We start from the raw sequence: 11,904 nt of genomic DNA on the forward strand, positions 1-11,904 counted from the left end.
CATTTGCTTGTTAAAATTGTCTTTTTTGACATCTTTATCGTTAAATTTTTCAAGCATATGTTCACATATGCTTGAAAAATTTATCAATAAATCTACTCAAAAAATTTCAATTTTTCTAAGCAAAGCTAATTATGCAAGAAGCCTATTGAACACGCTGTAATCCACGCTGTAGTCCAAGCATTTTGAAAATTAAAACCACCTGTAACTCCATCAATATCTAACACTTCTCCTGCAAAATAAAGACCTGGGCATACTTTGCTCTGCATTGTTTTAAAATCAACCTCATCCAAACAAACACCTCCTGCAGTAACAAATTCTTCTTTGTTTGTACTTTTACCGTTTGTTTTGTAGGTGTCTCTGCGCAGCTTTTCGACAATAGAATAGATCTCTTTATTAGAGAGCATCGACCACGTGGTACTCTCAGAAAGGCCACATGACAAAATAAGTGTTTTCCATAGGTTTTTAGCTATATTAAAATGCGTATCATTAATAACTGTGCGATTACCAAAAGAATTTCTGCATTGTAAGAGCTTTTCTTTCACAACGTCTTCGTGAAAATCATAAGTCCAGTTTACAATGAGCTCTACGGCGTAGTTTTTTTCATGTAAAACTCTTGCACCCCAAGCAGATAGTTTTAAAGCAGCAGGCCCACTAAATCCCCAATGAGTAATTAACAAAGGCCCTGTTTGCTCAAGATGTGTTCCTTTAATTTTTATATGAGCATTTGCATGCGTCACGCCAGAGAGTTTATGAAGAGCTGGATCTTCTATCGTAAATGTAAAAAGGGAGGGAACAGGAGGCACGATTGTATGCCCAAGACTTTCAAGAAGATCATAAATCTTATGGTTACTTCCTGTTGCAACTACAAGCTTGTCGCATGTTAAAAGGGATTCATCTTGTAAATATAAGTTAAAACCCATTTGATGCTTAGAAATAAGTGTAGCCGCATGCTCTGTAAGCACTTTAATGCCTGCATTTTTAGCTTCAGTAACTAAACAAGAAATAATTGTTTCAGAGGTATTTGAAACGGGAAAAATACGTCCATCTTCCTCTTCTTTTAACGAGACATTCCTACTTTCAAACCACTCGATTGTATCTTTTGGTTGAAATCTGTAAAAGGGTCCAAGAAGGGCTCTGTTTCCCCTTGGATAATTTGTAACAAGTAATTTTGGATCAAAACATGCATGAGTAACGTTACATCTGCCTCCACCTGAAACTCTTACTTTGGAAAGTAGAGCTCTTGCTTTTTCTAACAGAATTACAGAAGCATGTTTATTTTTGAGAGCGATATTAATAGCTGCAAAAAAACCTGCAGCACCACCGCCAAGGACAATAATCTTCATTAAGACCTCTTGCACAACCTCATTTGCTTAATAAAATTGCCATTTTTGGTATCTTTATCGCCAAATTTTTTGGGCATATGTTCATATATGACCTCAAAATTTAACGGAAAATCTGCTCAAAAATCATCAATTTTTTTAAGTAAAGCAGGTTATGCAAGAGGTCTATTATACTCAAATGAATTGAAAATAATTAAAGCGGTGATTGCTCACCGCTTTAATTATATTTAGGTCTTTTTATGAACCAAAACGTGAACGTCCACCGCCGCCGCCGCCAAAATCTCTTTTGCCGCCGCCACGAGAATCATCACGTGATCCATATCCACCACCACCACTACTTCTGCCGCCACCATGACCGCCGCCGTGACCACCAAAGTCTCTGCTGCCACCTGCGCCTCTTGGTCTTTCTTCTCTTTCTTGAGCTTCGTTTACTTTTAAGGACCTGCCATTGAGCATTTGACCATTAACAGCTTGCATTGCATTTTTTGCTTCTTCTTTATCAGCATATTCTACAAATCCAAAACCACGAGATTCATTTGTATAACGATCTTTAATAACCGTTAAAGAAACAATATTGCCAAAGCCTTGGAAAAGTTCTCTCAAATCATCTTCTGTAGCTGTTCTTTCTATATTACCTACGTATAGTTTCAATTTATTCACCTTTGTTGAAACACATTAAAAATTTTACGTCCTAATCACTCTAAGACGATTGGTACTACAAGCCCTACAATTAAGGCCCTTATTAAACGTATTACCAAGAAAAAATTGATATGAAAATATTTCCATACCAAGAGATAACCTCAAGTTTTTTATAAAAGAAAATAGGAGAAGGAAAAAGATGGAAATCAGGAAGTGCCTCGGAGATAAACTTTAAAAACAAAACAAGGAAGATAAAACAGGGAAACAAAACGAAATCGCATAGACGCTAACAAAAAACAACTCGGGGTAATAATTTATGGAGGTTTGTGTATAAAACCACAACCACCGGGCTGATTATAACAGACCTCTCTATTTTTGCAAGGATTTTTTTAATAAATATCAAATTCCAGCAGTCTGCCCTCGTCGCCACTACTCTTTACAATATGCCTTTTGTGAGGCTTTAACCCGACTTCTTTTGCAAGAACTGGACTGGTTGTAAAAATAAAAGCTTTTGAAGGCTTTGCCATCTTGTGCTTAAAGAAGTCTCCAAGAGCGCGATATAGGGGCTTTAAACTCTCTTCATCTTCCAAGCGAAGACCATGAGGTGGATTGCAGATGACTAAGTTTGGTAAGATACTTAGCATACCCTCTTGAAAGGCCCCCTTCATGACTTGTATCCCATCGTGAAAACCAGCTGTGCGTATGTTAACATTTGCAATTCTAACATTCTCTCGATTGATCTCATAGCCATATAGCAAGCCTTCTTTTAAAGGACAAATTTTCGCTTGATGTATTTTTTTTACATCTTCAAAAGCTGTTTCAGAGTATTCTGGCAAATTAAAAAAGCCCCATTTTCTTCGCAAATACCCAGGAGGTGTGCGCGTTGCCATAAGAGCTGCTTCAATAAGAAGTGTTCCAGAGCCACAACATACATCTAAGAGAATTTCATCTCCTTTATAATTAGCCATCATCAAAAATGCAGCTGCAAGAGACTCTTGCAAAGGAGCTGTTACACATTCTCTTCTATAACCTCTCTTAAAGAGAGGCTCTCCTGATGTATCTAAACTAATCGTTACATAATCATTTTGCAAAAATAGACTAAGCTGAACATCTGGTGATTGCACATTGACGCTAGGCCTTTTACCACAAATCTCTTTACAATGATCGCAAAGTGCATCTTTCAACACTTGTGCTGCATAGAGCGTATTGTTAAAAGCTTTATGCTTACCATTTACATCGATTGCCAATGTTTTATTTTCAGAGATATATTTCAGCCAATCTAGTTTTTTAGCTTGAGTGTACAGCTCTTTTGCATCCTTGCAAGGAAACTTTGCAAGCGGTAGTAATACTCTTCCTGCAAGCCTTGATAAATAATTAATTTCATAAACAGCTTGCATTGAGTAAGGCAGTGTAACTCCTCTAAAAGAGGGTTTTGCATCCACATATCCTATGTCATGCAATTCCTTAACAAGAAGAGGCTCAAGTGTTTCTGCACATGTTATAAATAAATCTAATGACATTAAAATAACTTCTGTTTTAATAAAGGTTTACAAAGAGTATATCCTAGATGTTGCTTTTTTAGCTTCCTCAAAGTATACTCTCCCCGTTATCAATCACCTAAAAAAGATAAGCCTTATATGTACTCTCCAGAAAAAATTAGAAATATTGCCATTATTGCCCACATTGACCATGGAAAAACAACCATGCTCGATGCCCTTTTGAAACAATCCAACGTCTTTCGTGGTAACGAACTTGTACCAGAAAGAGTCATGGACTCTTATGACCAAGAAAAAGAGCGTGGCATTACAATTTTTGCAAAGCACACTTCCATCTTCTTTAAAGACTTCAAAATCAATATTATCGATACCCCAGGGCATGCAGACTTCTCTGGAGAAGTCGAGCGCATTCTTGGGATGGTCAACTGCGTGCTTCTCTTAGTAGATGCTCAAGAAGGACCTATGCCACAAACACGCTTTGTTCTTTCAAAGTCCCTAAAGAAAGGCTTATGCCCCATTGTTGTTCTTAATAAGATTGACAGACCTCATGCAGATCCTGACAAAGTACTTAACGAAACCTTCGATCTATTTACAGAGTTGGGTGCAAACGATGAGCAATTAGACTTTAAATATTGCTATGCATCTGGTCTTGGTGGCTTTGCAATTAAAAACGTAAATGATAAACACGTTGACATGCAACCTCTTTTTGAACTTATCGTTGAAGTTGTACCTCCTCCACCAGGAGCTATTGAAAATCCTTTCCTTATGCAAGCTGCAACCATTGGTTACGACGACTTTCTTGGCCGTCAAGCCTCTGGAAGAATTTTGGAAGGCTCCGTAAAAAAAGGTCAAACGATTGCTCAAGTAACCCCTGAGGGTGTTGTTACAAAACATAAAGTCACCAAAATTCAAGGCTACTTTGGTATCGAAAAGATCGAACTAGAAGAAGCTGGCGCAGGCGATATTGTCGGCCTTTATGGAATACCAGAAGTTACTATTGGCGATACTTTATGCGATCCTGAAAATATCGTTCAATTACCACCAATTACCCTCGAAGAGCCAACCGTTTCTATTGATATCATGGTTAACAACAGCCCCTTTGTTGGAAAAGATGGCAACCATGTGACGATGAATAAAATAAGAGACCGACTGATGCACGAAAAACGTGCTAACATCTCTCTTAGAATTGAAGATTCTGAAGCGGGTCAAGATGCTATCACCGTCTCTGGAAGAGGTGAGCTTCACTTATCTGTCCTCATTGAAGCTATGAGAAGAGAGGGTTTTGAAATGACTCTTTCAAAGCCAAGAGTGATTATTAAAGAAGTTAATGGAACAAAAGAAGAGCCCATTGAACGCGTGCATATCGAGGTGCCAGCGGAATATTCAGGAACTGTTATTGAAGAGTTATCAAAGCGAAAAGGCGAAATGCAATCACTAGATACAGATGAGCATGACATCACACGCATTGAATTCCTCATACCTACTCGTGGACTCATGGGATACAGAAATAAGTTTCTTACAGTGACAAGAGGTCTTGGTATTTTAACTTCTATTTTTGATCGCTTTGAACCCATGAAAGGTGCTATGCCTGCAAGGTCAAGAGGTGTTCTTATTTCTATGTGTGATGGAAAAACAAATGGATATGCCTGCTTTAATTTGCAAGATAGAGGTACACTCTTTGTATCTCCTGGTGATGAAGTTTATGAAGGCATGGTTGTAGGAGAAAACAGTCGCGACAACGATCTTATGATCAACACAACCAAGGCTAAACAACTTACAAACGTAAGAGCCTCTGGTAGCGATGAAAACATCATACTCATTCCACCAAGATTATTTACGCTGGAACAAGCCATTGACTTTATCGATGATGATGAGCAGATCGAAGTTACACCTAAATTCATTAGGCTTCGTAAGCGCTATTTAAAAGAAATCGATAGAAAAAGGCCTCCCAAAGCATAAAAGCTTATACACAAACAAGTTCAAGAATTGGTTTTTGAACTTGTTTGTGTATACAATAAGCGCCCTTCCCCTTCTTCAAGAATTAAAAATGAAGAAGGGGCAATATTGTGCTCTAACAAAGACCTCTGCAACGCCACTACAGGCTCATCATACGCTTCATCAGATAAATGAAAACATCCAAAATGAATCGCAACGCTCATTTTAGCTTCTAAATCTATGTGAGCTTGTACAGCATCTTCTGGAGACATATGCACAAGCTGCATTAAAGACTTTGGCTTGTAGGCACCAATTGGCAAAAGTGCGAGATCTATAGGTCCAAATACTTTTTTGATTTCCAGAAAATGTGGAGAATATCCCGTGTCAGCTGCAAAATAAATGGTTTTAGTTTTACCTGCAATTCCCTCGATGACAAAGCCTCCCCAAAGAGTTTTATTATAGTCAAAGGGCCATCTTCCAGAAAAATGCTGAGCTGGTACAAAGGTTATTTTTAATTTATCTTCTAAAGTAACGCATTGCCACCAATCAAGTTCCCAAATCTCTTGAAATTGAAGACGTTTGAGCCTATTTTTATTGCCCATTCCAGTGATAATTTTGGGATTATCCCTCTTTCTAAAATACTTTAAAGTACGCACATCACAATGATCATAGTGGTTATGTGAAAGTAAAATAAGGTCGATAGGAGGCACGTCCTCTAGAGAAAGCCCTGGAGAAGTTACTCTTTGTAATTTTTTGCTGATGATTGGCGAGCAGCTCTTTGACCAGATAGGATCTGTTAAAATATTTAGTCCACCACATTGTAGTAACACTGTAGAATGTCCAATAAACGTTACATGATAATGATCTTTGCTTACAGGAGTAAATTTAGATTTTTTTCTAGCAATATGTTTTGGCCACTGATTTGGATGCTTACCAGATAGCCACCACTTGAGGCCTTCTTTTAAATGACGCACCATTCCGCATACATTAAAAAAACTTTTACCATCACAATGGTCTGATAAAGAATATCTATTTTTTTTACGCATTATCATTACAACTTGAAAAAATGACTTATTATTGCTAACATACCCTACCCTAACTTAAAATTCGTTATAAGGTTTTGCTATGTTTAATGCCAGCTTAAGAGGAAATAAAGTTCACTTTACAAGCCTTGGATGTCCAAGAAATCTTGTCGATACTGAGGTAATGCTTGGTATACTCCTTAAAGCGGGTTATGAAGCGACTCAAGATGAATGTGATGCAGACTATCTCGTTGTAAACACATGCGGCTTTTTAGAAGCATCTCGAAAAGAATCTTTAGACACTATTCAAGCTCTTTTAGACAAAAAGAAGCATTCTGCCAAGCTTGTAGTTACAGGATGCATGGTTCAACATCACCGCGATGAGATTAAGAAAAGCATACCCGAAGTCAACTATATTCTTGGATCTGGTGATGTCAACCATATCTTAGAACTTATTCAGACAGAAGAGGATAAAGAAATCATTACCTCCTCTCGTAGTTACCTAGAAGCGGGTGAAGTTCCAAGAAAAGTATCTACTCCAAAGCATTTTGCTTACCTGAAAATAGCGGAAGGCTGTAGAAAACGATGTGCTTTTTGTATTATTCCTAAAATTAAGGGTCCTCTAAAAAGTAAAAATACTGAACAAATTTTAAAAGAATTTCATGCACTTTTAAACCAAGGAGTTCATGAAATCATCCTAATCGCCCAAGACCTTGGCGATTATGGAAAGGATTCTGGACAAAAAGATGGGCTTACAGCTCTTTTAAAAGAGATGTTAGATTCTACTAAAAAAGATTTCTGGCTGCGTCTTCTCTACTTATACCCTGACGAAATTACAGATGAGCTCATTGATCTAATTAAAAGTGATTCACGTATTTGCCACTATCTTGATATGCCTATACAACACGTCAATGATACGATTTTAACAGCTATGCGCAGAAAAACTTCTAAGTCGGACATCATTCAAACAATTACTAAATTAAGAAATGCTATCCCGGACATTATTATCAGAACAAGCCTCATGGTTGGCTTTCCAGGAGAAACTGAAGAGCAATTTCAAGAGCTAAAAGCATTTGTCAAAGAGCACTCTTTAGACCATATTGGGATTTTCAAATTTTCTCAGGAAAAAGGCGCTGCTGCGGCAACATACGATAACCAAATAAGCGATGAAGTTAAAGAAAAGCGCTTTCAAGATCTCATGCAAACACAACAAAAAGTGGTTGCCAAGCGCAATAAAAAGTGGCTTGGTAAGCAGATACCTGTCATGCTAGATGGTCTTCATCCCGAAAGCGATTTACTCATTGTCGGAAGATTTTATGGTCAATGCCCAGAAATTGATGGTCAAGTCATTATCAATGATGGTAGGAATGCAAAAGCTTTGGGAGAGCTTCATCTAGTAGAAATTACGCAAGTTGCAGGTTACGACTTAATTGGCACAGTGATTAAACCCATCGTTGCAAAAGCTACTGCAAAGCCAAAATCTTCTAGGCTCTTACAAGTTGTAAGTTAATAACTCATGTTGCGCAAAATAAAATAAATATGTATACAGTATTCGTGTGTCAAACTTTATTTAAAGGAGCAATACATGAATACATGTAGCACAAGTAGTGAAAACAAGTCTGTCGTATTGACAGCGTTTGCTATTATTTACGGGATAGTTTTTTTGTTGGTGGGAATAGCCGGATTTATTCCAGCATTGATGATGAAAGATTTACTTTTTGGAATTTTTAATGTCGATGCACTTCATAACGTCATCCATATCGTTTTTGGTATTATAGGTCTATGGGTCGCTTGTACAAGTAGAAGTGCTTCCAGAATCTATTTTAAAGTTGTTGGTATTATCTATGTGATCCTGGCAATACTTGGATTTTGGAGCGGTAATGATCCTGTTTTAGGAACTATTTCTAACAATCTACCTGTTGCTTGGTTACATCTTGCAATTGGTATTGTAGCGTTGATTCTTGGTTTTTGCACTTGCTGCAAAAAATGTCATAAAGCGTAAAAAATGATCTTCTTCCTAGGGCGGGTGCGCCCTAGGTTTTTAAGATGAATAGCAACGGCAATCAGCAAGCTTGAGCACTCCAAATTGTCATGTAATAATTAATAATAACAGGATAGACAGGATCAGCCGAAACGGTTAGCAGGATAGCCGTTTCGGCTGATCCTGCCCACCCTGTTATTATTTATACACAAACAAGTTCAAGAATTGGCTTGTGTATAACTTTCTTATCGTTAACAGCTATTTTTTCAGAAATCAGTATTATAATGTTTTTTAAATTTTTTTCTGAGGAATTCCCGCAGCGGGAATTCCTCTAACTACATATTTCTTTACTAAAATCACATTAAAGATATATCATATCTTTAATATTAATAACTTTTACATAAGGATATTGCAAATGTCATCATTAGCACGAGTTTCTACTTCCCAACCAGCATTAAGTTCCTTAAAATCTCCTGATATTAAAAGAATTCTTGATAAAGACCAAGCTTCTTCTATTAATAACGCTCCCAAAAAGGCAATAGATGTTGTAGCGGATATGCTACTTTCTTTTAATACAATAATAATTGACTTTTTGACTGCTGCAGAAACCATAAATAGTAAATCTAAAGCAAGCGATACAACTTGTATGCGCACTATTTATAGGATTGATAGTAGTATGCACTATGCCCTGGCGGCATTGATAGCCCCTATACTGGCAATTAAAAATTTATTTCTAATTATTATTGTGTCTGGATTTAGTAAAGATCCCGCAACATTTCGCGGGACCTATTTATCCCACTGCAAAATTGAACTAATTGCTTGCTGTATTGGGATTGTAGGAGTAGTTTCTCCAGATTCAGCAAACTCCCTAACAAAAAAATATATAGACGAAGACGTTAACAAAGCAGCAACAACTTTATTAGCAACTACCAGTACAACATCGGCATCGGCTGCTGAAGCTCTTCCATTACCACCACGTTCAACATTTACCGGGGAAGCACCATCACCATACTCAGGATCTTCAACATTTACCAAAAATGGCCCTTACCGTTAACTTGAAAGAAGTGTTCACAAAGACAGAACGCGCTCATCTGTCAAATCCTCTGGCCCAAAAAATTGAATTGGGCCAGGTGATTTGTAAGCATCATTCACTTGCCACTTCTTTCTATGACTTGCAAATTGATTGAAAGCTTTGCCTTTTAGATCAACAAGCGCCTTTTGAATGACAGGCCTTTTTTTACCATTACGCACTTCCATGACTAATAGAGGAACAAGAGGAATTGCCCCTACTTGCCAATTTAAAGAATTTTCTTTTAAGTTTTGTATAGCACACATGTATCCCGACAAGTGATTGGAAACTAAAAGTAGAGCAAGCCTTCCTAGTGAATAACAATAATCACTATCAAAATTAGAAGGAAGAGCAGCTCTTCCCTCATAACCAAAAAAATGTGCCTGAGGAGTAAATACTCCTGAAAAGCTACCCTCGATTGCTCGCTTTTTTAATTCTTCTGATACTAATGCTATGAATAGTTTCTCTGTTTCTATAAGAGCCACCTGCAAGTTGCCATGAGGATCTCTCTCTTTTAAAAGCTGTTCCTGAATATTCTTTGGAAATAGCTGAAAACATACACTGGCACTGGGTGTAAGATTTGAGCTGATGTTTAATTCCTGGATCAAACTCTTTACCTCTGGAATAAATTCAATAAGACCCTCTGGAATCAGTATAGTGCCATAATTTTTTCCGGCTACAGAGCGTGCTACAACCAAATCAGCAATTTCGTCTGTAATTTGCTTTAAAGTCTTTTTCTCCTCTGCAACTTCTTCTCCAATAATGGTAAGATTAGGCTGTGTTTGCAGTGCACATTCAAGGGCTATGTTGGAAGCACTCCTTCCCATCAAACGAATAAAGTGCGTATATTTTTTTGCAGAAAGAGCATCTCTTTGTATGTTCCCAATGCCCTCTGAATAGACTTTACAAGCTGTATCAAATCCAAAAGATGTTTCAACAAATGCATTTTTTAAATCCCCATCTATTGTTTTGGGAACACCTATGACGCATGTTTTGCAAGATTGCTTTTTAAAATACTCTGCTAAAACAGCCGCGTTTGTATTAGAGTCATCCCCTCCAATGATAATAAGGCCATCTAACTGCAGTTTGACTACATTATCTAATGTTGTTTTAAGCTGTATGTCTGTTTCAATTTTCGCTCTACCAGATCCAATTAAGTCAAAACCACCTTGATTGCGATACAAAGCTAAGCTTTGTGCATTGAGTTCCTTGTATTGATTATTAATGATTCCAGAGGGTCCACCTAAAAAGCCATAAAGAACACCCTCTGAGTTTAGTTCTTGTAAAGCATCATAAATACCTGTAATTACATTATGACCACCTGGTGCCTGTCCTCCAGAAAATACAACCCCTACTTTTTTTATATTAAATTCATTATGTATTCCTAAAGCAAATGTAATGCGTCTATCTTTAAAAAGATGAGGAAAAAGCCTACTTATCTCTTCTTTAACTTCAAAGCCCTCTAGGTGCTGTAAAGTTAGCATTTTTAGATGTTTTAACACTTCTGGCACTTTTGGCTTATACTCTAGGCGTGCTTTTTGTAGAGAACTTAAAATTTCTATGCTCATTACAGTGTCTCCTTAAACCACTTTGTGGTCTCTTGAAGCATCATTTGCTGCTCTTTTCTATCAGAAAAAGAGTGATCTATTTCTGATAAGGTAATAAATTTATTTGCAGCAGAAGCTTCCTTCCTCCAAGATTTATACTTTTCTTGATGCTCTTGCGAGACTATGGAATCTTTCTGTCCATGAATATGCAAGAGAGGCGTTCTTCCAAGCGCTTGAAGTTCAGGTTCAATATCGATCATAAAAAACTCTTCATAAAAGCGTTTAGTGACAAGTTTTCCATTGTATTCTATATAATCATGCTGAGACAAAACTTCCCTGCTTTTTTCATCTTCCCATTGAAAGCTACTAGCAACAGGTGCCCAGAGAGCAAGGCTTGCAATAGTATTAAATTGTTTGGCAGCCATAATGGAGAGCATGCCCCCAAGAGAGACCCCAAGTGTTCCTATGCGATTAGGATGAACCTTTTCGTGGGACCCTAAAAAGTGCAAGCCTGTCACAATATCACTCAATAGGCCAAAAATAGTTGTCTCTTTAAAATCACCCTCACTATCACCAGCGCCCCTTAAATCAAGGCGCAATGTTGCAATACCAGAACTGCTAAGTGCTTCTGCTAGAAGGACAAAAAGTCTATTAGATCCAATTTTATTGCCTCCAAAACCATGACAAATCATGACTGCTGGAACTTTTTCTTTGATAATGGGCATGTGTAGTATAGCAAATAGTTTATGTCCACAATTTTGCAATACGACGCTTGTGCGCTCTTCCTTATACACCTAATTTTTCCTAACTTCAAATAAATTTATATAAAAAATTTCAGAAACTGTATAACATCACAATTATAGTAATAAATAAAA

Annotated in this window: 10 protein-coding genes; 4 read left to right on the forward strand and 6 right to left on the reverse strand. The window is 37.3% G+C overall.

Annotated elements, in window-relative coordinates:
• Positions 1 to 125: 125 nt before the first annotated feature.
• The 3 genes from P4L16_01910 to P4L16_01920 form a co-directional block, all read right to left on the reverse strand.
• Entirely contained in the window at positions 126 to 1,343 is a 1,218-nt protein-coding gene (locus tag P4L16_01910) for an NAD(P)/FAD-dependent oxidoreductase (GenBank protein MDR3623876.1), read from the reverse strand.
• A 234-nt stretch (positions 1,344 to 1,577) separates the two neighbouring features.
• The gene (locus tag P4L16_01915) at positions 1,578 to 1,991 is read right to left on the reverse strand and encodes an RNA-binding protein (protein MDR3623877.1); all 414 of its coding nucleotides are present in this window, start codon (positions 1,989 to 1,991) and stop codon (positions 1,578 to 1,580) included.
• Positions 1,992 to 2,368: 377 nt separating this feature from the next.
• Positions 2,369 to 3,499 carry a THUMP domain-containing protein gene (locus P4L16_01920; GenBank protein ID MDR3623878.1) on the reverse strand — a complete coding sequence of 377 codons (1,131 nt, stop codon included), beginning with the start codon at positions 3,497 to 3,499 and terminating at the stop codon, positions 2,369 to 2,371.
• 117 nt (positions 3,500 to 3,616) lie between these two features.
• On the opposite strand from P4L16_01920, the gene typA reads away from it, so the two are divergent.
• Positions 3,617 to 5,434 (forward strand): translational GTPase TypA, encoded by a 1,818-nt coding sequence (typA, locus tag P4L16_01925; protein MDR3623879.1) that lies wholly within the window; start codon positions 3,617 to 3,619, stop codon positions 5,432 to 5,434.
• Between the two features lie 20 nt (positions 5,435 to 5,454).
• Here the strand turns inward: typA and P4L16_01930 are convergent, their stop codons facing one another.
• A complete protein-coding gene (locus tag P4L16_01930; GenBank protein ID MDR3623880.1) occupies positions 5,455 to 6,462 on the reverse strand; it encodes an MBL fold metallo-hydrolase in 1,008 nt (335 codons plus the stop codon).
• 73 nt (positions 6,463 to 6,535) lie between these two features.
• On the opposite strand from P4L16_01930, the gene rimO reads away from it, so the two are divergent.
• The 3 genes from rimO to P4L16_01945 all read left to right on the forward strand — a co-directional run bounded on the left by rimO (position 6,536) and on the right by P4L16_01945 (position 9,467).
• On the forward strand, positions 6,536 to 7,942 hold the full coding sequence (gene rimO, locus P4L16_01935; GenBank protein ID MDR3623881.1) for a 30S ribosomal protein S12 methylthiotransferase RimO: 1,407 nt from the start codon (positions 6,536 to 6,538) through the stop codon (positions 7,940 to 7,942).
• Positions 7,943 to 8,017: 75 nt separating this feature from the next.
• A complete protein-coding gene (locus P4L16_01940; protein ID MDR3623882.1) occupies positions 8,018 to 8,434 on the forward strand; it encodes a DUF4383 domain-containing protein in 417 nt (138 codons plus the stop codon).
• A 394-nt stretch (positions 8,435 to 8,828) separates the two neighbouring features.
• The gene (locus P4L16_01945; protein ID MDR3623883.1) at positions 8,829 to 9,467 is read left to right on the forward strand and encodes a hypothetical protein; all 639 of its coding nucleotides are present in this window, start codon (positions 8,829 to 8,831) and stop codon (positions 9,465 to 9,467) included.
• A 14-nt stretch (positions 9,468 to 9,481) separates the two neighbouring features.
• Here the strand turns inward: P4L16_01945 and P4L16_01950 are convergent, their stop codons facing one another.
• Both P4L16_01950 and P4L16_01955 read right to left on the reverse strand, forming a co-directional pair.
• Positions 9,482 to 11,050 carry a diphosphate--fructose-6-phosphate 1-phosphotransferase gene (locus P4L16_01950; protein MDR3623884.1) on the reverse strand — a complete coding sequence of 523 codons (1,569 nt, stop codon included), beginning with the start codon at positions 11,048 to 11,050 and terminating at the stop codon, positions 9,482 to 9,484.
• Positions 11,050 to 11,823, reverse strand: a complete 774-nt coding sequence (locus P4L16_01955; GenBank protein MDR3623885.1) for an alpha/beta hydrolase — start codon at positions 11,821 to 11,823, stop codon at positions 11,050 to 11,052. Before P4L16_01955 ends, P4L16_01950 begins: the two co-directional genes overlap by 1 nt.
• Between the last annotated feature and the right edge of the window lie 81 nt (positions 11,824 to 11,904).

Source organism: Chlamydiales bacterium, from assembly GCA_031292375.1.
Taxonomy (GTDB): domain Bacteria; phylum Chlamydiota; class Chlamydiia; order Chlamydiales; family VFKH01; genus JARLHF01.